The 21,189-nt window shown below is 69.0% G+C and carries 21 protein-coding genes; 13 read left to right on the top strand and 8 right to left on the bottom strand.

The annotated features are described in order from the left end of the window. Positions 1 to 4 precede the first annotated feature (4 nt). The gene (locus ACZ7OI_RS07185; protein ID WP_344288362.1) at positions 5 to 307 is read right to left on the bottom strand and encodes an urease subunit gamma; all 303 of its coding nucleotides are present in this window, start codon (positions 305 to 307) and stop codon (positions 5 to 7) included. Positions 308 to 789: 482 nt separating this feature from the next. Between ACZ7OI_RS07185 and ACZ7OI_RS07180 the strand changes: the two genes are divergently transcribed. Then, the gene (locus ACZ7OI_RS07180; protein WP_470263225.1) at positions 790 to 1,929 is read left to right on the top strand and encodes a citrate synthase 2; all 1,140 of its coding nucleotides are present in this window, start codon (positions 790 to 792) and stop codon (positions 1,927 to 1,929) included. A 54-nt stretch (positions 1,930 to 1,983) separates the two neighbouring features. Here ACZ7OI_RS07180 and ACZ7OI_RS07175 read toward each other — a convergent pair whose 3' ends face one another. Then, positions 1,984 to 2,565: a TetR/AcrR family transcriptional regulator gene (locus ACZ7OI_RS07175; RefSeq protein WP_470263461.1), complete on the bottom strand. Its 582-nt coding sequence runs from the start codon at positions 2,563 to 2,565 to the stop codon at positions 1,984 to 1,986. Between the two features lie 14 nt (positions 2,566 to 2,579). Continuing rightward, positions 2,580 to 4,286 (bottom strand): SDR family oxidoreductase, encoded by a 1,707-nt coding sequence (locus ACZ7OI_RS07170; RefSeq protein WP_470263460.1) that lies wholly within the window; start codon positions 4,284 to 4,286, stop codon positions 2,580 to 2,582. 152 nt (positions 4,287 to 4,438) lie between these two features. Between ACZ7OI_RS07170 and ACZ7OI_RS07165 the strand changes: the two genes are divergently transcribed. Genes ACZ7OI_RS07165 through ACZ7OI_RS07145 form a run of 5 tightly spaced genes read left to right on the top strand, consistent with a single transcriptional unit; the run spans position 4,439 to position 9,245 of the window. After that, positions 4,439 to 5,278, top strand: coding sequence for an ABC transporter ATP-binding protein (locus tag ACZ7OI_RS07165; RefSeq protein ID WP_470263224.1), 840 nt, complete (start codon positions 4,439 to 4,441; stop codon positions 5,276 to 5,278). Continuing rightward, positions 5,275 to 6,090, top strand: coding sequence for an ABC transporter permease (locus ACZ7OI_RS07160; RefSeq protein ID WP_470263223.1), 816 nt, complete (start codon positions 5,275 to 5,277; stop codon positions 6,088 to 6,090). Before ACZ7OI_RS07165 ends, ACZ7OI_RS07160 begins: the two co-directional genes overlap by 4 nt. 44 nt (positions 6,091 to 6,134) lie before the next feature. Beyond that, positions 6,135 to 7,256: a sensor histidine kinase gene (locus ACZ7OI_RS07155; protein WP_470263459.1), complete on the top strand. Its 1,122-nt coding sequence runs from the start codon at positions 6,135 to 6,137 to the stop codon at positions 7,254 to 7,256. Then, positions 7,253 to 7,876: a response regulator gene (locus ACZ7OI_RS07150; protein ID WP_470263222.1), complete on the top strand. Its 624-nt coding sequence runs from the start codon at positions 7,253 to 7,255 to the stop codon at positions 7,874 to 7,876. Before ACZ7OI_RS07155 ends, ACZ7OI_RS07150 begins: the two co-directional genes overlap by 4 nt. Before the next feature lie 22 nt (positions 7,877 to 7,898). After that, the gene (locus ACZ7OI_RS07145) at positions 7,899 to 9,245 is read left to right on the top strand and encodes a serine hydrolase domain-containing protein (RefSeq protein WP_470263221.1); all 1,347 of its coding nucleotides are present in this window, start codon (positions 7,899 to 7,901) and stop codon (positions 9,243 to 9,245) included. Between the two features lie 257 nt (positions 9,246 to 9,502). Here the strand turns inward: ACZ7OI_RS07145 and ACZ7OI_RS07140 are convergent, their stop codons facing one another. Beyond that, positions 9,503 to 10,600, bottom strand: a complete 1,098-nt coding sequence (locus ACZ7OI_RS07140) for a hypothetical protein (RefSeq protein WP_470263220.1) — start codon at positions 10,598 to 10,600, stop codon at positions 9,503 to 9,505. 121 nt (positions 10,601 to 10,721) lie between these two features. Here ACZ7OI_RS07140 and serC point away from each other — a divergent pair, with 121 nt between their 5' ends. Next, positions 10,722 to 11,846: a phosphoserine transaminase gene (gene serC, locus ACZ7OI_RS07135; RefSeq protein WP_470263219.1), complete on the top strand. Its 1,125-nt coding sequence runs from the start codon at positions 10,722 to 10,724 to the stop codon at positions 11,844 to 11,846. Between the two features lie 249 nt (positions 11,847 to 12,095). Then, positions 12,096 to 12,932 carry a septation protein SepH gene (gene sepH / locus ACZ7OI_RS07130; RefSeq protein WP_470263218.1) on the top strand — a complete coding sequence of 279 codons (837 nt, stop codon included), beginning with the start codon at positions 12,096 to 12,098 and terminating at the stop codon, positions 12,930 to 12,932. Between the two features lie 55 nt (positions 12,933 to 12,987). Here the strand turns inward: sepH and ACZ7OI_RS07125 are convergent, their stop codons facing one another. From ACZ7OI_RS07125 to ACZ7OI_RS07115, 3 genes are read right to left on the bottom strand one after another with little or no spacing between them, the layout of a single operon-like run. Further along, positions 12,988 to 13,341, bottom strand: a complete 354-nt coding sequence (locus tag ACZ7OI_RS07125) for an MmcQ/YjbR family DNA-binding protein (RefSeq protein ID WP_470263217.1) — start codon at positions 13,339 to 13,341, stop codon at positions 12,988 to 12,990. An 18-nt stretch (positions 13,342 to 13,359) separates the two neighbouring features. Continuing rightward, positions 13,360 to 13,950 carry a DUF2537 domain-containing protein gene (locus ACZ7OI_RS07120; protein WP_470263216.1) on the bottom strand — a complete coding sequence of 197 codons (591 nt, stop codon included), beginning with the start codon at positions 13,948 to 13,950 and terminating at the stop codon, positions 13,360 to 13,362. A gap of 32 nt (positions 13,951 to 13,982) precedes the next feature. Further along, positions 13,983 to 14,804, bottom strand: a complete 822-nt coding sequence (locus ACZ7OI_RS07115) for a TrmH family RNA methyltransferase (protein ID WP_470263215.1) — start codon at positions 14,802 to 14,804, stop codon at positions 13,983 to 13,985. A 218-nt stretch (positions 14,805 to 15,022) separates the two neighbouring features. Between ACZ7OI_RS07115 and ACZ7OI_RS07110 the strand changes: the two genes are divergently transcribed. The 5 genes from ACZ7OI_RS07110 to ACZ7OI_RS07090 all read left to right on the top strand — a co-directional run bounded on the left by ACZ7OI_RS07110 (position 15,023) and on the right by ACZ7OI_RS07090 (position 19,568). Then, positions 15,023 to 16,519 (top strand): glutamate-cysteine ligase family protein, encoded by a 1,497-nt coding sequence (locus tag ACZ7OI_RS07110; protein ID WP_470263214.1) that lies wholly within the window; start codon positions 15,023 to 15,025, stop codon positions 16,517 to 16,519. Between the two features lie 52 nt (positions 16,520 to 16,571). Further along, entirely contained in the window at positions 16,572 to 17,174 is a 603-nt protein-coding gene (locus ACZ7OI_RS07105; RefSeq protein ID WP_470263213.1) for a TetR/AcrR family transcriptional regulator, read from the top strand. 78 nt (positions 17,175 to 17,252) lie between these two features. Continuing rightward, on the top strand, positions 17,253 to 17,927 hold the full coding sequence (locus tag ACZ7OI_RS07100; protein WP_470263212.1) for a biliverdin-producing heme oxygenase: 675 nt from the start codon (positions 17,253 to 17,255) through the stop codon (positions 17,925 to 17,927). A gap of 114 nt (positions 17,928 to 18,041) precedes the next feature. Beyond that, positions 18,042 to 18,665 (top strand): superoxide dismutase, encoded by a 624-nt coding sequence (locus ACZ7OI_RS07095; RefSeq protein WP_470263211.1) that lies wholly within the window; start codon positions 18,042 to 18,044, stop codon positions 18,663 to 18,665. A 96-nt stretch (positions 18,666 to 18,761) separates the two neighbouring features. Beyond that, positions 18,762 to 19,568, top strand: a complete 807-nt coding sequence (locus ACZ7OI_RS07090) for an arylamine N-acetyltransferase family protein (RefSeq protein WP_470263458.1) — start codon at positions 18,762 to 18,764, stop codon at positions 19,566 to 19,568. A gap of 257 nt (positions 19,569 to 19,825) precedes the next feature. On the opposite strand, the gene ACZ7OI_RS07085 is transcribed toward ACZ7OI_RS07090, so the two are convergent. Continuing rightward, entirely contained in the window at positions 19,826 to 21,082 is a 1,257-nt protein-coding gene (locus ACZ7OI_RS07085; protein ID WP_354750596.1) for an MFS transporter, read from the bottom strand. Positions 21,083 to 21,189: the final 107 nt, after the last annotated feature.

The raw sequence follows: 21,189 nt of genomic DNA, 5'->3' as shown, positions 1-21,189 counted from the left end.
CTCCTCAACCGATCGGCTCGTGCACCGTGACGAGCTTCGTGCCGTCCGGAAATGTCGCTTCCACCTGGACGGAATCCACCATTTCCGGCACCCCGTCGAGCACTTGCGCCCGCGTCAGCACAGTGCGCCCGCCCGCGGCCAATTCACTGACCGTGCGGCCGTCGCGAGCGCCCTCGATGACGTAGTCGGTGATGAGCGCGACGGCCTCGGGGTAATTGAGCCGGACACCGCGTTCGAGCCGTTTGCGAGCAACGTCCGCCGCGACGTGGACCAGCAGTTTGTCGCGTTCCTGCGGGCTCAGGTGCATGGCCAAGGTCTACCACCGGAGGGCGCGCTCCGCCTGATTCGGCAACACAGTGTTTACGTCGCGCGGACAGCGTTTGTTCGCCGAACTCGAAAAGAATTCGGACAAGCCGGGAACACCCCGGCGAGGATTCCGCGATTCCTGCCCAGCGGCGGCCCGCCACTCTCGGAGCAACCCTTGGTGTCCGTCTCGCTCACCGAGCGTGACAACCCGTCCGCCTCGGCAAACCCGGATTCACCTCCCGTCCACCGGGGTACCAGTCTGCGGTCACCTCGCTGGACGGGAGAAAGTGGCGTCCCCGGCTCACCTGGACTGAATCGTTCTCGTAATCGTGACCGAAACCACGACTTCTTCCGTTGCCCCAGCCGGGTAAAGGGAGCATGGTTTGTCCCACCGTGCGATGAGGCGCGCAAGGAGCCAGCGTGTATCCCGTCCGCGCGTGCACAACACAGCCGGGGAATGCGCATCGAAAGGGTTCGCGAAGAGTGACTACCTCCACGATCAGCACAACCAACGAGGCCGACGACGGGTTCCGGCCCGGACTCGAAGGCGTCGTCGCGTTTCGGACCGAAATCGCCGAACCCGACCGGGACGGCGGTGCACTGCGCTACCGCGGCGTCGACATCGAGGACCTCGCCGGGAAGGTGACCTTCGGCGACGTCTGGGGCCTCCTGGTCGACGGCCGGTTCGGGCACGGGCTCCCGCCCGCCGAGCCGTTCCCGCTTCCGGTGCACACCGGCGACGTGCGGGTCGACGTCCAGGCCGCGCTCGCCATGCTCGCCCCGATCTGGGGCTACCGTCCGCTGCTCGACATCACCGACGCCGACGCGCGCGACCAGCTCGCCCGCGCTTCGGTGATGGCGCTGTCCTATGTCGCGCAGTCCGCGCGCGGCATCGGCCAGCCCGCGGTGCCGCAGTCGCGGGTCGACGAGGCGAAGTCGATCACCGAGCGGTTCATGATCCGCTGGCGCGGCGAGCCGGACCCGGCGCACGTCAAGGCGGTCGACGCGTACTGGGTTTCCGCCGCCGAGCACGGCCTCAACGCCTCCACCTTCACCGCGCGCGTCATCGCCTCCACCGGGGCGGACGTCGCGGCGGCGCTGTCCGGCGCGATCGGCGCGATGTCCGGCCCGCTGCACGGCGGCGCCCCGGCACGCGTGCTGCCGATGATCGAGGAGGTCGAGCGCTCGGGTGACGCCCGCGCGCTGGTCAAGGGCATCCTCGACCGCAAGGAGCGGTTGATGGGCTTCGGCCACCGCGTGTACCGCGCGGAGGACCCGCGGGCCCGCGTGCTGCGCCGCACCTGCAAGGAACTGGGCGCCGAACGCTACGAGGTCGCCGCCGCGCTGGAGCAGGCCGCGCTGACCGAACTGCGCGAACGCCGTCCGGACCACCCGATCGAAACGAACGTCGAGTTCTGGGCCGCGGTGATCCTGGACTTCGCGAAGGTGCCGCCGCACATGATGCCCGCGATGTTCTCCTCCGCGCGCACCGCCGGCTGGGCGGCGCACATCCTGGAGCAGAAGCAGACCGGACGCCTGGTCCGTCCGTCGGCGAAGTACGTCGGCCCCGGCCCGCGCACGCCTTCCGAGGTCGAAGGCTGGAACCTCATCTCCCAGGCCTGACCCGTTTGTCCGTGAAGGACTCCTTGAGAGAATCTGATTCCCTCAAGGAGTCCTTCACGGCGTTTTGGCCAGGTGCGCGTCGGTGGCGGCGAGCATCGCGGTGAGCTGGTCGACGAGCCAGCCGTCCAGCGTTTCGCGCGGGACGGTGCCTTCCTGCAGCCACGACAGCAAAGCGCCCTCGACCACCGCGGTCCAGCAGCGCAGCGTCAGCAACACCAACGGCGACGGTTCGGGGATCGGCAGCGCTTCCAGGATCAGCTCGACGGCTCGGTTGCGGACCTCGTCGATTGCCGCGTCCGTTTCCGACGTGGCGATGACTGAACCGCTGCGCAACAACGCGACATAGCCCTCGCGGTAATGCGCGGCGACATCGACGAGACCGCGCACGGCCGCGCGCAGCCGTTCTTCCGGTGGCCCTTCTTCAAGCGTCGCAAGCCGGTCGACGAGGCCGTCGGTGACCGTGCGCAACGCCTGCATTTGCAGTTCCCGCAGGCTCGGGAAATACCGGTAGAACAACGGCCGCGACACCTCGGCGCGCGCCACGATGTCGTCTACCGTGACCAATTCGGGAGCCCGAGAGCCGAAAAGATCCAGTGCCGCCGCGATGAGGTCGTCCCGCCGGGCCTGCGCGGTCATCCGGCGCGGACGACTCACGGCGTGACGTCCAGTTTCGCCGCCGCACGCAGCAAACCCGGAGTCAGTCGCGAAAGGACCAGCGCGACCTTCGCTTCCGGAGTGGACGGTTGGATCGCGACGTTCTTCTCCACCGCGCGCAGAATGTCGCGTGCCACGCGTTCCGGACCGAAATTGCGCCGGGCGTAAAGCGTCGACGATTCCTTCTGCCGCCGCTTCTCCTCGACCTCGTCCACGCCGACGAACTTCGTAGTGCTGGTGATGTTGGTATTCACCAACCCCGGACACACCGCCGTGACGCCGATTCCCTCAGCCGCCAGCTCCGCGCGCAGGCCATTGCTCAAAGCGAGAACAGCCGCCTTCGTGGTGCCGTAAGCGGTGAGAATCTTTGACGGCAGATAGGCCGCAGCCGACGCGAGGTTCACGATCTGCCCGCCCTCAGCACGTTCCTTCATCATCGGCGCGAACGCGCGGCACCCGTGGATCACTCCCCACAGGTTGACGTCCACGACCTTCTCCCAATCCTCGATCGTCGTGTCGAGGAACGGGCCGGACATGCCGATCCCGGCGTTGTTCACCACGATGTCCGGCACGCCGAACTCGTCTCGCACCTGCTCGGCGAACCGAGCGACCGCCGCGCCGTCCGAAGAGTCCACTGTGTACTCGCCGGCGTCGACTCCGCGTTCCCGCACCAGTTTCGCGGTTTCTGCCGCCGAATCGCCGTTGATGTCGCTGACGACCACGTCCGCGCCCTCGGCCGCGAACGCCAGCGCAGTCTCCCGGCCAATCCCGCTGCCCGCCCCGGTCACGACGACGAGGTGGTGTGCGAAGCGGCCGCTGGGGCCTCCGACGCGAGCCCGCCGCAATGCCCGCGTTTCCTCGCCAGTTTCCACCGAAGCAATCAGTTCAGCAGCCGCGGAAGCGACCACCGCGGGCTTGGTACGCGTGATCCAGTGCGACCCGACCACCCGCCGGACATGCAGATCCGGCACCCAGCGTTCGACCTCGGTCTGCAGCGGCGCGGTGACATACGAATCGCCGGTCGGCGCGAGCACCTGCACCGGAATCTCGGCCGGACGCGGACGCGGCCGGGACAGCCGCGGCCCCATGTTCGCCCGGTACAGCTTCAGGCCGTGCACTCCGTCCAAGGTCTTCGGCGACGTTTCGGCAGGCTCCAGCTTCCGGATCATCGTGCGCATGATTCCGGTGCGCCACAACAGTTCCGGGATCAACGGCACCTGGAACGCGACGATGTAGTACGAGTGCAGGAACTGCCGCAACGCGTGCCCGAGACGACGCGGCGTCGGCCGGGTCAGCTGGTCGCGGAACCACGCGCCCGCGTGATCGAGGCTGGGCCCGGAAAGCGAGGTGTACGAAGCGATCCGGCCGCGCAGCTGGTCGCCGGTGACCGCGTGCCAAGCCTGAATCGAACCCCAGTCGTGCGCGACGAGGTGGACCTTGCCGAACGGCTGCACCTCGTCGACCACCGCGGCGAGGTCGTCGGCGAGCTGATCCAGCCGGTACGCCCGGCGCGCTCGCGGTTTGCCGGATTCGCCCGCACCGCGCACGTCGTAAACAACCACACGGTGCTCGCGGCGCAGCTCCTCGGCGACGCCGTCCCACATCGAGCTGTTGTCCGGGTATCCGTGCACGAGCACGACCGTGGGCCCGTCCGGGTTGCCGCTCACCCGGACCGAAAGGCGGACTCCGTCGCTGGCAGTCACCTGCTTGTGAGACATCTTGTCATGTTAGACAACTTGTCAACAGCGAGTCGCGTGGTTCCACGGGAAACCAGCGTGTCCACCGTTCGGTGGACAGCCGGATTCCACTGCCCGGATGTCCCGGTCAACGGCCTTCGCGGCGCACTCTTGACGCCATGAGCACAGCAGTGCGAGTGCGCGGACTGCGCAAGGAGTACCCGGGCCACCTCGCCGTGGCCGGGATCGATCTCGACATCCACGACGGCGAGGTGTTCGCCCTGCTCGGGCCCAACGGCGCGGGCAAAACGACCACCGTCGAGATCCTGGAGGGGCACCGGCAGCGGACGGCGGGGGAAGCCACTGTCCTCGGCGAGGACCCGGGTACCGCGGGACGCGCGTGGCGCGCCCGGCTCGGCATCGTGTTGCAGACGGCCACCGACGCGGCGGAACTGACCGTCGCGGAGACCGTGCGGCACTTCGCGAAGTACTACCCGAACCCGCGAGATCCGGAAGAAGTGATCGACCAGGTCGGCCTCACCGAGAAGGCGGGCGCGCGGGTGAAGTCGTTGTCCGGCGGGCAACGCCGGCGCGTGGACGTCGCGCTCGGCATCGTCGGCCGTCCGGAACTGCTGTTCCTCGACGAGCCCACCACCGGATTCGACCCCGAGGCGCGGCGGCAGTTCTGGGCGCTCATCGACGGGCTCGCCCACGAGGGCACCACGATCCTGCTGACCACGCACTATCTCGACGAGGTCGAGGCGCTGGCCGATCGGCTCGCGGTGATCGCGCACGGTTCGGTCGTCGCGGAGGGGACGCCGGCGACGCTCGGCGGCCGCGAACGCGCCGAGGCCGTCGTGCGGTGGCAGGACGAACACGGCAGTCACGAGGAACGCACGCAGTTCCCGACGAAACTCGTCTCGCAACTCGCTGGCGCACAAGGGGAACTCGCCGGCCTCACCGTGACGCGACCCAGCCTGGAAGACGTCTATCTCGACCTGATCGGGGAAAAACCGTGACCACGACCATGGCCGTGCCGGGCACGTTCAGCCTCGGCCTCGCCCGCGGCGCGCTCGAACTGCGGCAGTTTTTCCGCAACCGCGAGCAGGTGGTGTTCACCTTCTCGCTGCCCGCGGTGCTGATGATCCTGCTCGGTTCCATCCTGGACGGCCCGACGGCGCAGACCGGGGTGTCGTCCGGACAGCTGCTCGCCGCCGGGATGATCGGCGCCGGCATCGTGTCGACCTCGTTCAACAGCGTCGGCATCGGCATCGCCGCGGACCGGGAAATCGGGGCGCTGAAACGATTGCGCGGCACGCCGATGCCCGCGGCGGCCTATTTCGTCGGCAAAATGGTGATGGTCGCGGTGACCAGCGTGGCGCAGACCGTCCTGATGGGCGCGGTGGCGATGCTGATGTTCCGTCTCGAACTGCCGTCCGACCCGGCGAAGTGGCTGACCCTGCTCTGGGTGCTGCTGCTCGGGATCGTCTCCTCGACGCTGCTCGGCATCGCGATCAGCTCGGTCGCCCGGTCCGCGACCGGAACCGTGGCGCTGGTGCAGCTGGTGTACTTGGTGCTGCAGTTCATCTCCGGGGTGTTCGTCACGCCGATCACGCACCTGCCGAGGATCATGGTCGACGTCGCGTCGTTCTTCCCGCTGAAATGGATCTGCCAGGGCTTCCGCTCGGTGTTCCTTCCGCCGGAGGCCGCGACCCAGGAGATGGCGGGGACATGGGAGCTTCCGAAGGTGGCGCTGGTGCTGGCGGTGTGGTGCGTGGTGGGCCTGGTGCTCGCGAGGGTGACGTTCCGGTGGACGAACGAAGCGAAGTGAACCAGCCCGACGCGTGGGAACGGTCGTACTGGGCGTGGGAGGTGATGTTCGCGGTCGCCTACGTGGCGACCGCCCTCCTGGTGCTCGTCAACGACGGTTCGGCGGCGACGAAGATCGTGACCGAAGCGGCGCTGGGCGCCATCGCCGTCGGGTATCTGGCTGTGGGACGCCGCGTCGTGCACGGCGAGGACAACGGAACCGCCCGCGGCGTCGCGGCGGGGGCGCTGATCGCGTTGACCGCCACCGCCATTCTCGCGACCACCTCGGCGAGCTTCGTGCTGTTCCTCGCCTGCCCGCTGCTGTTCATGCTGCTGGACCTGCGTCCGGGGGTTGCCGCGACGACGCTGCTGATCCTGATCGAGCCGGTCTCGGCGGTGGTGAACGGCGGCTGGGACAACCAGTTGCTGTCGGTCCTGCTGCCGATGACCGCGATCCTCATCGTCTTCAGCGTGCTGGCCGGGAAGTTCACCAGCGACGTCCTGCGGCAGAGTCGCGCCCGCGCCGAGCTGATCCGCGAACTGGAGTCCAGCCAGGCCGAGGTCGCCCGGCTGTCGCGGGAGGCGGGCACCGCGGCCGAACGCGAACGGCTGGCGCGGGAAATCCACGACACGCTCGCGCAGGGGTTCACCAGTATCATCACACTGACCCAGGCGATCGAGTCCGAACTGGACACTGATCTGTCCACTGTGCGCAGACATCTCGCGCTCGCCGGCCGCACCGCGCGAGAGAACCTCGCCGAGGCTCGCGCGATGGTTGCTGCGCTCGCACCGTCCGATTTGGCCACTGGCTCGCTGTCGGAAGCCGTGCAGCGTCAGGCAGATCGGCTCGCTGAGGAGCTCGGCATTCCGGTTGAGTGCGAAGTGGACGAAGCACTGCCGCCACTGTCCACTGCGGTCGAGGTGGTCCTGTTGCGCGCGGCGCAAGAAGCGCTGTCGAACGTGCGCAAGCATTCGAGCGCGACGCTCGTCCGCCTGCAGCTGTCCGCTGTGGACGGAGCGATACGGTTGCGGGTAGCCGACAACGGGTGCGGCTTCACCCCGGACGCCGACGGAACGGGATTCGGGTTGCGCGGCATGCGTTCGCGGGCCGAGCAGGTGGGCGGTGCCCTGGAAGTGCGGACCGGCGCGAACGGCGGCACCGAACTGGAACTGGAGGTGCCCGCGTGATCACGATCATGCTCGTCGACGACCATCCCGTGGTGCGCGAAGGACTGCGCGGCATGCTCGAAGCCGAGGACGACCTCACGGTGGTCGGCGAAGCCGGTTCCGGCAACGAAGCCGTGGCGCTCGACCGCGTGAAACAGCCCGACGTCATCCTGATGGACCTGCGCATGCCGGGCCTCGACGGCGTCGGCGCGATCCACGCGATCCTCAAGGAGACGCCCGCGCGCCGGATCGTCGTGCTGACCACTTACGAAACTGACGCGGACATCCTGCGCGCGGTCGAGGCAGGCGCGTCGGGCTATCTGCTGAAAGACGCGTCGCGCACCGAATTGGCCGGTGCGATCCGGGCCGCGCATCGCGGCGAAACCGTGCTGGCACCGTCGGTCGCGGGGAAACTCGTGCACCGGATGCGGAACCCGACGCCGGCCTCGCCGCTGTCCGCGCGCGAGGTGGAGGTGCTGCGGCTGGTCGCGAAGGGCCACACCAACGCCGAAATCGGCCGCGAGCTGCACATCGGCGAGGCGACGGTCAAAACACACCTGCTGCGGGTGTTCTCGAAACTCGGCGTTTCCGACCGCACGGCGGCGGTGACGACGGCGCTGGACCGGCAACTGCTCGGCTGACCCAACCGGGCAGAATGACGCCATGCTCGACTCCACCGAACTCGCCCTGTACCGACGGCTCGCGCAGGAGCAGTCCGTCAGCCGCGCCCCGTCCCTCGTCGCCGCTGTCGTGCGAGGCGGCGACGTCGTCTGGTCCGGAGCCCGCGGCCGCGTCGGCAACCAGCGCCCGGACGACGACACGCAGTACCGGCTGGGGTCGATCACCAAAACGATGATCGCGACCGCGGTCATGCGGCTGCGCGACGAGGGCAAACTCGACCTCACCGACCCGCTGGAACGGCATCTGCCGGGCACCGCGTTCGGCTCGGTCACCATCGCGCAGCTGCTGTCGCACACCTCCGGCCTCACGTCGGAATCGCCAGGTCAGTGGTGGGAACGCGCGCCCGGCGCGGACTGGGCGGCGCTCGTCGCGAGCCTGGAAAAGGGCGCGACCAAGCTGCGTCCCGGCTCCAAGTTCCACTACTCGAACGTCGGCTACGGCACCCTCGGCGAACTGGTCGCCCGGCACCGCGAGCGGCCCTGGTACGACGTCGTGCGCGACGAAATCCTGACCCCGCTGGGCATGAACCGCACGACCCCGCATCCGGAAGGCGCGCACGCCGAGGGATTCGCCGTGCACCCGTTCGCCGACGTGCTGATGCCGGAGAAGTGGCCGGACGCCGGCGCGATGGCCCCGGCAGGCCAGCTCTGGTCCACGATCACCGACCTCGGCCGCTGGACGTCGTTCCTCGGCGGCCACACCGGCGACGTCCTGTCCGCGGACACCGTCGACGAGATGCGGACGATGAACACCGTCGACGACACCGAGGTGTGGTCGACCGGATTCGGCCTCGGCCTGATGGTCGTGCGCTACCAGGGCAGGCACCTGGCCGGGCACACCGGCTCGATGCCCGGCTTCCTCGCCGCGACCCTGGTCGACCCGCGCAGCGGCACCGGCGCGCTGTGCCTCGCGAACTCCACCGCGGGGGTCAACATCACGCAGCTGTGCCTCGACCTGCTCACCACCGCCGACGACCTCGAACCCGCGCTGCCCGACGAGTGGGTCCCGTCCACTGTGGACCCGGAACTGCTCGCGCTGACCGGCCTGTGGCACTGGGGCCCGTCGCCGTACTTCCTGCGCGTGCAGGGCGACGGCCTGATCTCGCTGAACCCGGCCGTCGGCGGCGGACGGGCGTCGCGATTCCGCGCCGAGGGACCGGACACCTGGATCGGCCTGGACGGCTACTACGCGGGCGAAACGCTCACCGTCGGCCGCGACGCGGACGGAACGGCGAACCACCTGAACCTCGCGACGTTCATCTTCAGCCGCACGCCGTACGACCCGGCCGCACCGATCCCCGGCGGGCTGGACGAGGCCGGGTGGCGCTGAGGTTCAGCCTGCCTCGACCTCGACGCCGGGCTCTGCTTCGGCGTCAAGGTCGGGCGCTCGCCCGGTCGGGGACAGCCACGCCTTCGCGTAGACGTCCATCCGCGGCATGCCGTACACCCACAGCCGCCGGTGTCGGCCGCGACGCGAACGGGACGGCGAACCACCTGAACCTCGCGACGTTCATCTTCAGCCGCACGCCGTACGACCCGGCCGCACCGATCCCCGGCGGGCTGGACGAGGCCGGGTGGCGCTGAGGTTCAACCTGCCTCGACCTCGACGCCGGGCTCTGCTTCGGTGTCGAGGTCGGCAGGCCGTCCGGTCGGGATCAGCCACGCCTTCGCGTAGAAGTTCTGTCCGGGCAAGCCGACCAGGACGTTGCCCATCCGCGGCATGCCGAAGGCCCACAGCCGCCGGTGCTCGATCAGCTCGGCGGCGAGTTCCGGCGGGCAGGACTCGATGCCGAACCGGGCTGGCCAGCCGGGTTCGAGCACGAGCCAGCCGGTCACCGACGTCCCTGGCCACACATTCCGGTCCGGGAGCGCCGCCCTGACCGGGTTGAGCGGAGCCCGGCCCGACCGCCAGGTTTCGCGGACTCGTCCGGCCCACCCCACCGCGACCCCGCCCCAGACCAGCGCGGGGATCAGCACCGGCCACGCGGAACCTCCGCCGAACCAGAACGCCGCGACCACCCCGCCCACCGCGATGATCACCGCCAGCACCGCGGCGGGCACGGCCGCCGCCGCTTGCCAGCGCAACCTTCGCAGCGAGCGTTTCCGAACGGGCAGGCCCATCGGTTCGGTCGTGAAAAGCCCCGGCGTCACTACTCCGCCGATCTCCACCGCGACCCGGCCCCGCGCGTCCGGCTCGTCCAGCCGCAGCCGTCCGATCCGCCACAGTTCACGCGCCTGCTCCTGCGGACAGTCGAGCAGAGTCAGGTAGCCGCGCGGACGAACCACGACCCGCAGCAGGCTCGAAGGCTCCTGCCCGAAGTCCCACTGAGTGGTATCCCCGTCGAGCACGGCGCGGACCTCGCGCATTAGTCCCTTCGGACGCACGCGGGCCGGTCGGTTCCACGGCCGCCACCACCACAACGAGCCGAGAACGAACGCGGCCGCGAGCACGACCACGAAAATCGCCGAGCCGACCTCGTCCGGGTCCGGCGGCTCCTTGACCAAGGCACCGGCGAACAGCCCAGCGACTACGACCGAAAGCCCGAACACCGCGGGCGCGGCCAGCCGCCGCGGGAACGACCACCGCGGCCAGCTCGGCACGAAAACCAGGAGCAGCGTCACCGCGAACCCGACCGGGAGGCCGATCAGCGCAGTCGAGTCCCACGGGTGCACCAACGCCGTCAAGGCGAAGAGCGCAAACCATCCCCAGCGCGGCCGGCAACCGTGCGTTTCCGTCACGATTCCACATGTCGGACACCCGCCAACCGCCGTTACCTGCGTTGTCCCGACCTGAGAGACTAAGCACATGACCGACGCTGAGTTGACGATCCCAGCAGACCTCAAGCCGGCCGACGGCCGCTTCGGCTGCGGACCCTCGAAGGTCCGCGAAGAGCAGCTCGCCGCCCTCGCCCGGTCCGGTTCCACCTACCTCGGCACCTCGCACCGGCAGAAGCCGGTCAAGTCGCTCGTCGGCCGCGTGCGCGCCGGGCTGTCCGAGCTGTTCTCCCTCCCGGACGGGTACGAGGTCATCCTCGGCAACGGCGGGACGACCGCGTTCTGGGACGCCGCCGCGTTCGGCCTCGTGCGCGAGCGCGCCCAGCACTTCACCTACGGCGAGTTCTCCTCGAAGTTCGCCACCGTCACGAACAAGGCCCCGTTCCTCGGCGAGTCGATCGTGGTGAAGGCCGACCCGGGCAGCGCGCCGGAGATCGCCTACTCCCAGGGCGCGGACCTCGTCGGCTGGGCGCACAACGAAACCTCCACCGGCGTCGCGGTGCCGGTGCAGCGTCCCGAGGGCAGCGACGGCGCGCTGGTCGCGATCGACGCGACGTCCGGCGCCGGCGGCCTTCCGGTCAAGGCTGAGGACTTCGACGTCTACTACTTCGCGCCGCAGAAGTCGTTCGCGTCCGACGGCGGGCTGTGGATCGCGCTCGCCTCGCCCGCCGCGATCGAGCGGATCGGCGAGATCGGCGGCGGCGACCGCTGGATCCCCGAGTTCCTGTCGCTCACCACGGCGCTCGACAACTCGCGCAAGGACCAGACCTACAACACCCCCTCCGTCGCCACGCTTTTCCTGTTCGCCGAGCAGATCGAGTGGATGAACGGCCAGGGCGGCCTCGACTGGACCACCTCGCGCACCAAGGAATCCTCGACCCGGCTGTACGAATGGGCCGAGAAAACCTCGTACACCACGCCGTTCGTGGCGAACCCGGACCTGCGCTCGCAGGTCGTCGGCACGGTCGACTTCGCCGACGAGGTCGACGCGGCCGCGGTGGCGAAGGCGTTGCGCGCCAACGGGATCGTCGACACCGAGCCGTACCGGAAGCTGGGCCGCAACCAGCTGCGCGTCGGCCTGTTCCCGGCGATCGACCCGGACGATGTCACGAAGCTCACCCAGAGCATCGAATACGTCGTGGAACGACTGGGCTGAAAGAAAAACGCCCATACCGCCCCGCCAGCCGCCCGGCTCGCGGGGCGGTATGCGTTGACGACCACTCGTTCGTGACACACCGTGGTCGGCGTGTCACGGCGGCGCCCGATAACCGGCGCCGCGAAAATGGCCGGGAAAGTGTCGTCGGATTGAGTTCGGATGGGTGAGGCGTCGGCGCGCCTCGCACGTCAAGCCGACGCGCCGTTCTAACGTGGGCACCCACAAAGGTGAACACCGGGGAGGCGAGAAATGCGGGCGTTGCGGGTGGTCGGGCTGCACGAGGACGGGAAGTCCCTCGTGCTGGAGGACCCGGCGAGCCGTACCCGCTTCCTGCTCCCGGCCGACGAGAGACTGCGTGCGGCGGCGAGGGGGGACATAGCCCGGCTGGGCCAGATCGAGATCGAGTTGGAGAGCCAGATGCGGCCACGCGAGATCCAGGCGCGAATCCGCGCGGGCGAGTCCGTCGAGCAGGTCGCGAGCAGCGCGGGCGTCTCGACGCAGCGGGTGGAGCGATTCGCCTACCCGGTGCTGCTCGAACGGTCCCGCACGGCGGAGCTCGCGCAGTCGGCGCACCCGGTCCGCGAGGACGGGCCCGACGTCCAGACGCTCGGCGAGGTCATCGCCTACGCCTTCGGCGTCCGCGGCCACGACTACAACCAGGCCGCCTGGGACGCCTGGCGCGGCGACGACGGCAAGTGGGTCGTCGTGCTGCGCTGGAAAGCCGGCCGCTCCGACAACCGCGCGCACTGGTCGTTCTCGCCCGGCGCGCACGGCGGAACGGTGCACGCGCTCGACGAGAACGCCGAAGTCCTGCTGAACCCGAACTCGTACGTCGCCCCGCGCACCGTGCGTGCGCTGGCCCCGGCCCGTGATTCGGTGGTGCAGCCGACGCTCGACGCCGTCGAGGAGCCGCGCGCCATCGAGGGTCCGGACGAGGGCGACGACGAGACCCGCGAGATCCCGCGAGTCCCGGGCGAGTCCGACGGGGACGAAGCCGAGCAGCCGCGCACGAAGGCGAAGAAGAGCCATCCGATAGTGCCGTCCTGGGAGGACGTGCTGCTCGGAGTCCGCACCCAGCGCGGCTGACCCGCGCTGACCTGACTGACGAAAGCCGGAACCGCCCAGCGCGGTTCCGGCTTTTTCACGCGTCCAGCAGGGCGGCCAGTTTTTTCGGCGCGACGTGCCGGTAAGCCTCGCGCACGATCTGGTCCACCTCGGTCCAATCGACGTCCACGTCGAGCCGCACGCCGAGCCATCCGTGCACTCCGACGTAGGGCGGCCGGAAGAACCGGTCCGGCTCGGTGCGCACCAGCTCCTCCTGTACGCCGGGCGGGGCGGGGCACCAGAACGCGAGCTTGTCGTCGTGGTGCCGGTCGGCGAACATCACGAACGTCTTGCGGCCGCGGACGAACCACGTCGGCTCGCCGTGGCTGAGCCGTTCGGTGGCTTCGGGCAGGGCGAGGCAGAGGGCGCGCAGTTCGTCGAGCGGAGCCATCGGGCCAGTATCCGCGAGTCAGAAGACCGTGGCCAGCACGCCGATCCACGCGAGCACCAGGCCGCCGGCCGCGCCGTACACCGCCCAGCGAAGGATCGGCACCTTCCGCCCCAGCCACAGCGACGGCGCGACGCCGCCGGTAACCACCAGCGACGCGATCAGCGCAAGCCACGTACTGGTCTCCCGCGCGAGCGTGCCGGCCAGCGCGAGCATCGCCACGATCACCACGACCGCCGCGAACGCCGACACCGTAAGCCCGGTAAACCAAGGCGTCGGCTCGTCCGGCGTTGCGACCCGCGCTGGCTGATCCGGTCGCGGCGGCGGTTCGACCACCGTCTCCACGCCAGTCACCGGGTCGACGAAACGCACCTCGGTGCCCATCACGGCGGCCAGTCGAGCGGCGAGCTGACGGCCGCGCTGAGACACCACCGAACCTGCGACGTCCGGGTCTGACTCGGATCGCGCCAACGCCGACGCCACGCGCGCCCACTCGTGCAGCGCCTGCGCCAGGTCCGCGCCGATCGCGAGCCGGCGCGGGTCCACCTCCCGCGCGTGCTCGCCGCCCGGTCCGGCCAGCACCGCCTGCTCGCCGCGGATCCGCAGCTCCATGGTGCCCCTCCCCGCAAGAAACGTGCCGGGGGTCACTCTAGTGGGGAGACCCCCGCCGAGACTTCGTGGAACGCGATCGCCGCGGCCGTGGCGACATTCAGCGAGTCGACGCCGGACACCATCTCCACGCGGACCGCGACGTCCGCGGCGTCGATCGCCTCATCCGTCAGCCCCGGTCCCTCCGCGCCGAGCAGCAGCGCGATCGGGCCCGGCACCTTTTCGCGCAATCCGCGCAGCGGCACGGAATCCGCGCGCGGAGTGAGCGCGGCCACCGTGAAACCCCGTGCCCGCAGCACATCCAGGCCGCCGGGCCAGCTGTCGAAAGTCGCGAACGGGACGCGCAGCACGTGTCCCATCGAAACGCGCACACTGCGCCGGTAAAGAGGATCCGAACACCCTGGGCCGAGCAATATCCCGCCGACGCCGAGCGCGGCCGCGTTGCGGAACAGCGCGCCCAGGTTTTCGTGGTCGCCGACGCCTTCGAGAACCGCCAAAACCTGTGCGCTGTCCACGATTTGGGAGACCGTCGGCGGTTCCGGGCGGTCCGCGACCGCGAGCACGCCGCGGTTGAGATGGAAACCGACCACGTCGGCCATCGTCTCCGCCGACGTCACATACGCGGGCACGTCGACGTCCGCGAGCTCGTTTTCCAGTTCCCGCAGCCGTCTCTCCACGCCGAGCAGCGCTCGCACCGGATAGCGCGAAGCAAGCAGCCGTCCGACCACGACGGTTCCTTCGGCGATCACCAGCCCGCGTCCGCCGGGACGGTCCGGGCGACGGTCCGCTGTGGACAGGTCGCGGAAATCGTCGAGGCCCGGATGCGCCCGGTCCTCGGTGAAGATCAGTTGAGCCACATCGGACAGTCTCGCACCCGACCGGACCCGCGGGCGATTGCTCCGAACGCGTGGCCCGTTCTAGTGCAAACGGCGTAGTTACGCGCAGGGTCAACCGCCGGTGACGGAGAGCACCAGTTTGGCCGCTAGCCCAGGACACTTCGCTGTGCGACGGTGGTCTGCCTGGCGTACTAGCCGCCCAGACCACTGCGGACAGCAGCCAAGGAGCGCGTCGAACCATGGGTACGGATCTATCGGCACACCCCGGCCGGCTCGATCGCGGACGGTACCGCCGGAAGGTCCAGCGGTGTCTGGACACTCTGGCGCGGATGCTCACTGACGGCAGTTTTTCCTTTCCCCGCAAGAACATCGGCCTCGAGGTCGAGCTGAATCTGGTGGACGGGCAGCTGCGTCCGTCGATGACCAACTCGGTCGTGCTGGAAGCGCTCGACGACACCGTGTTCACCACGGAGCTCGGCCAGCACAACCTGGAACTCAACGTGCCGCCGCGCCCGCTCGCCGGGGATTCCGCGCTGCGGCTGGAAGAAGACCTGCACTCCTACCTCGCGAAAGCCGGGGAGAGCGCGGCGCACACCGGCTCGTCGGTGGCCATGATCGGCATTCTTCCGACCCTGCGACCGGAACACTTCGACCAAAAGTGGCTTTCCCACAAAACGCGCTATTCGTCACTGAACGACGAGATCTTCGCCGCGCGCGGCGAGCGGATCGCGCTCGCGATGGACGGGCCGGCGCTTCCCGGAACCCAGCCGGAACGGCTGCGGCACTACGCGGAGTCCATTCTCCCGGAGGCCGCTTGTACTTCGGTCCAATTACACCTGCAGGTGGCCCCCGAGGAATTCGCGGCGCACTGGAATGCCGCGCAATGCCTGGCCGGCGTGCAGACCGCGCTCGCCTCGAACTCGCCTTTCCTGCTGGGCAAGGCACTGTGGCACGAAACCCGGATCCCGTTGTTCCAGCAGGCCACCGACACCCGGCCGGAGGAGCTGAAAAACCAGGGCGTCCGGCCGCGCGTGTGGTTCGGCGAACGGTGGATCACGTCGATCTTCGACCTGTTCGAGGAAAACGTCCGCTATTTCCCGGGCCTGCTGCCGGAGACTGATCTCGAGGACCCGATCGAAGCGCTGGAATCCGGGCAGGCGCCAAAACTTTCCGAACTGCGGCTGCACAACGGAACGATTTGGCGGTGGAACCGGCCGGTGTACGACGTAGTGGACGGCCTGCCCCACCTGCGCATCGAAAACCGCGTGCTGCCCGCCGGTCCGACAGTCGCGGACATGGTGGCCAACGCGGCGTTTTTCTACGGCGCACAACGCGCGCTGGCCGAGCAGGAGCGGCCGGTCTGGTCGCAGATGTCGTTCCAGGCAGCGGAAGAAAACCTGTACGAGGGCGCACGCAAGGGTTTCGACGCGCAGCTGTACTGGCCCGGCATCGGCTGGATCCCACCGGACGAACTGGCGTTGCGCGTACTGCTGCCGCTGGCCCACGAAGGTCTGCGTCGGTCGGACGTCTCCGACGAGGCCCGGGTGCGCTACCTCGGCATCATCGAACGCCGCTGCCTCGCCCGCCGCAGCGGCGCGACCTGGCAGCGGGACTACGTGCTGCGCGCGCACGAACGCGGAGCCGACCGCGAAACCGCGCTGAACTGGATGCTGCGGCGCTACCTCGAACTGTCGGCGGAAGGCGAGCCGGTGCACACCTGGGCGCTCGACGACTGAGCCGATTCGCGCGGTCCCCTACAGTGTTTCGCACGGGAAGGGGGTGGCGCGCGTGCCGAAGGTGCTGGGCGGTTCGCTCGAAGCGCACCGCCGCGAAGTGCGTTCACGAGTGTTCGACGTCGTCCGTGCGCAGCTGTACGAGCGCGGCTTCGACGCGATCACGCTCGCCGGCGTCGCCGCGGAGGCGGGGCTCGGCCGCACCGCGATGTACAACCACTTCCCGGACAAAGAAAGCCTGCTCGTCGCGTTCGTCGAGGACGAGGCCGCGCGGTATGTCGAACGGCTGCGCGCGGCGGTGGACGCCGAAGACGACCCGGTCGCCCAACTGGCCACGTTCGTCCGGCTGCAGCTGCGCGTGCTGGCCGAACACCACCTTCCGCCGGGCACCGCGCTGGAGTCCGCGCTCGCGCCCGCCGCGTATCAGCGGATCAGCGCGCACGCCGACCCGATCATCGAACAGCTGCGTTCGGTACTGCTCGCCGGAGTCGACGCGGGCAGCTGGCCCGCGCAGGACCTCGAGGTGGTGGTCCCGATGATCACTGCCGCCCTCGGCAGCCGGCAGGTCATCGATGTGCCCGCTGACCAGCTGGAAGACGCTGTTGAAGCCGCCGTGCGGTTCGTCCGCCGGGCGGTCGGTTCGAGTGAAAACGGCTGATTTTAGGGTAGCCTAAGTGCGGATTGTGGCCTACAGTTCTTTCTGACAGCTTGTCATAAAGAACGTCGGAGGCCTTTGATGACGGTGACCGCGGACCTCGAAGCCAGCCCGTTCTCCGGACAGCTGCGCGCGTCCACGAGGACGGTGCACGAGAAGGCCAATCACTCCACGTACATGAACGCGCTTCTCGGCGGCGAGCTGACGCTGGAGGGCTACGCGGCGCTCGCCACCCAGTACTACTTCATCTACCAAGCCATCGAGCGCGCCGGCGACGCGATGGCCGGCGACCCGGTCGGCGGCCAGTTCGTGTTCGAGGAACTGCGCCGGCTGCCCGCGCTGGAACGCGACCTCGCCCGTCTGGTCGGCCCCGGCTGGCGCACCGAGATCGCTCCGCTCGCCGCCACCGAGGCCTACACCGCGCGGATCGCCGAGGCGTCGCGCTGGTCCGGCGGGTTCGTGGCGCACCACTACACGCGCTATCTCGGCGACATCGCCGGCGGCCAGATCATCCGGCGGCTGCTGGAGAAGAAGTTCGACCTCGCCGAGGCGGGCACGCTCTTCTACCGCTTCGACGAGATCGGCAGCGCCCCCGCGTTCCGCGACCGCTACCGCGCGAAGCTCGACGAGGCGCCGTGGAGCGAGGACGACCGCGCGCGGGTGATCGACGAATCCGTGGTCGCGTTCGAGCACAACGTGGCGGTGTTCGACGAACTGGCCCGCGACCTCGCGCGGTACCGCGATCCTTCCGCATGACCCGGGTCACAGCGAGTTGACCTCTACCTAGCTTGAAGTACGAGGCTCGGTTTCGGAAGGCTCCCGCGAGGGAAGCCGCCAAGCAAAACCGTGCGTCGACCAGAAGGAGGGCCAATGGCCCGGTACGAGCTGCCCGAACTCGATTACGACTACGGCGCTCTCGCGCCCTACATTTCGGGCGAGATCAACGAGCTGCACCACAGCAAGCACCACGCGACCTACGTGAAGGGCGCGAACGACACGCTGGACAAGCTCGCCGCCGCGCGCGACGCGGGCGATTTCGGGTCGATCGTGGGCCTGGAGACGACGCTGGCGTTCAACCTGGCCGGGCACGCCAACCACGTGGTGTGGTGGAAGATCCTCTCGCCCGAGGGCGGGGACAAGCCGACCGGCGAGCTGGCGGCGGCGATCGACGAGGCGTTCGGGTCGTTCGACAAGTTCAAGGCCCAGTTCACCGCGGTGTCGACGACGATCCAGGGCAACGGGTGGGGCGCGCTGTCGTGGGACCCGATCGGCAAGACGCTGATCACCCAGCAGCTGCGCGACCACCACAACAACCTGATCCTGCCGACCGTGCCGATCCTGCTGGTCGACGTGTGGGAGCACGCGTTCTACCTGGACTACAAGAACGTGAAGCCGGACTACGTCAACGCCCTGTGGAACATCTTCAACTGGGCCGAGATCAGCAAGCGCTTCGACAACGCCGTCGCCGGCGGCAACGGCCTGCTGCTCGGCTGAGGCACGCAGCGCACCGGGGCCTGGCCTGGCGAACAGGCCGGGCCCCGTTTTATTTCGCTTGACCTGGAGTGCACTGGAGGTGTGAGAGTGGAACCCATGGACGTCGACGCCTATCTCGCTCGCCTGGACCTGCCGGTGCCTCCGGCGGCAGACCTGGCCGCGCTGCGACAACTGCAGGAACGACACCTGATGCACGTCCCGTTCGAGAACCTGAGCGTGCACCTCGGGGAACCGATCGAACTCACCGAAGAAGCGCTCTTCGACAAGCTCGTGCGCCGCCGTCGCGGCGGATTCTGCTACGAACTGAACGGTCTTTTCGTCGCCCTGCTGCGAGAGCTGGGCTTCGCCGCGACGCTGCACGCGGCTCGCGTTTTCAACGACGCCGGCGTGCCCGGCCCGCCGCTGGACCACGCCGCCATCCTCGTCCAGCTCGGCGACGAGCAGTACCTGGTCGACGTCGGCTTCGGCAAGTTCAGCCGGCAGCCGCTGGCGCTGTCCGCTGTCGAGCCCCAGAGCGACCCAGAGGGCGACTACCTCCTCCTGGACGCTCCATACGGCGACGTGGACGTCCTGCGCGACGGCAAGCCCGAGTACCGCCTGGAGCGCCGCCCACGGCAGCTGTCGGACTTCGGGCCGATGGCGTGGTGGCAGTCGACGTCGCCGCAATCGCACTTCACGCAGACCCTGACCTGCTCCCGCCCGACCGCCCAGGGCCGGGTGACACTGTCCGGCGACCGCCTGATCGAGACGGTGGACGGCGTACGGAACGAGGTGCTGCTGCCGAACGACGAGGCCGTGCGGCTGGCGTATCACGTGTACTTCGGCCTGCGGCTGCGCCGCCTTCCGATGCGCCCCGGCGAGCATCCGCTGGAGGCTTCGAAGCCGACCCCGCACGCGTCCTGACGCTCACCTCGTGAACGGCCTTGCCCTCGCGGCGAAGAGCCCTGAGGATGAACAGAGCCCCGCCTCCCGGGGTTCCCAGGTTGCGGGGCTCTGTCCGTTCCCGAACTGACTGCCGCTCCCACCACGAAGCGGACATGTATGAGGTTAGCCTAACCTCACCAATGGAAGCAAGACCGTCCCAGCGGAGACCTCAGTCTCACCCGCCCGAGTGACAACTTTTGGCGGTCTCCGCCGGTTCTGACAGCCATTACCGCAGGTCAGACCCGTTCCCGGGGCAGGATTCGCAGGCCGTTGCCGAGCCGCCGGGGCAGCCGCACGCCGCCGCGCCGGATCAGCACCACCGCGCACACCACTGCCGCGATCGCCGAGATCGCGCCGCCGATGTAGAACGGCGACCGGCCGCCGAACGCGTCGGCCATCCAGCCGGTCATCGGCCCGCCGATCGGGTTTCCGCCGATCAGCACCAGCACGTAGATGCCCATCACGCGGCCGCGCATCTCCGGTGACACCGACGTCTGCACCAGCGCGTTCGCCGTGTTCAGGAACGTGATCGTGGCGAAGCCGAGCGGGATCAGCCCGATCCCGAACGCCAGGTACGTCGGCATGAACGCGGTAGCGAACTCGAACACCCCGAGCAGCGCCGCGGACACCAGCATTAGCCGCACCCTCGGCTGGCTCTTGACTCCACGCCGAGCGGACGCCAGCGCGCCGGTGAAGGTGCCGACCGCGACGAGCGTCGACAGCAGGCCGTAGCCGTCGGCCTGGGTGTGGAAGACGTTCGCGGCGACGATCGGCAGCGACGTGAAGTAGGTGATGCCGAATGTGCTGACGAAGAACATCAGCACCATGACGGTCACCAGGTCCGGCCGTCCGCGCACGTAGCGCAGGCCCTCCATCAGCTGGCCCTTGGCGCGAGGGATGGCCGGGCCGCGGAACAGTTTCGCCGGGTTCATCAGCGCGACCCCGGTGATCACCGCGAGCGTGCTCGCCGCGTTCGCGATGAACAGCCAGCCGGTGCCGACCCAGGTGATCGCGAACCCGGCGATGGCCGGTCCGACGATGCGCGCCATGTTGAAGATCGAGGAGTTCAGCGCGACCGCGTTCGCGACCTGGTCGCGGCCGACCATCTCGGCGACGAACGACTGCCGCGTCGGCACCTCGATCGCCGAGGTCGTCCCGAGCATCACGCACAGCAGGTAGACGTGCCACAGCTGGGCCACGCCGGTCAGGTCGAGCACGCCGAGCAGCACGGCCTGCAGGCAGTTCACCGCCTGGATGAGCATCAGCAGCTTGCGCTTGTCGACGCGGTCGGCGAGCACGCCCGCCCACAGCGACAGCAGCAGCGTCGGGATGAACTGCAGCGCGACCGCGACGCCGAGCGCCACCGGGTCGTTGCCCGACAGCGTGAACACCAGCCAGTCCTGTGCGATGCGCTGCATCCAGGTGCCGATGTTCGAGATGACCTGGCCGCTGAAGAACAACCGGTAGTTCCGCACGCGCAGCGACGAAAACATCGTGCGACGGGTCTTGGTGTCCGGGGATTCCGCGGGGGTTTCCGGGGCGGAAGACGATTTCCCGGCCGGGGCCGAAGAGGGGCCGGGCGGAGCGGAACCGGACGGCG

It is taken from the genome of Amycolatopsis sp. NPDC114503, assembly GCF_055633655.1.
This window is presented reverse-complemented; position numbering and strand designations above follow the sequence as displayed.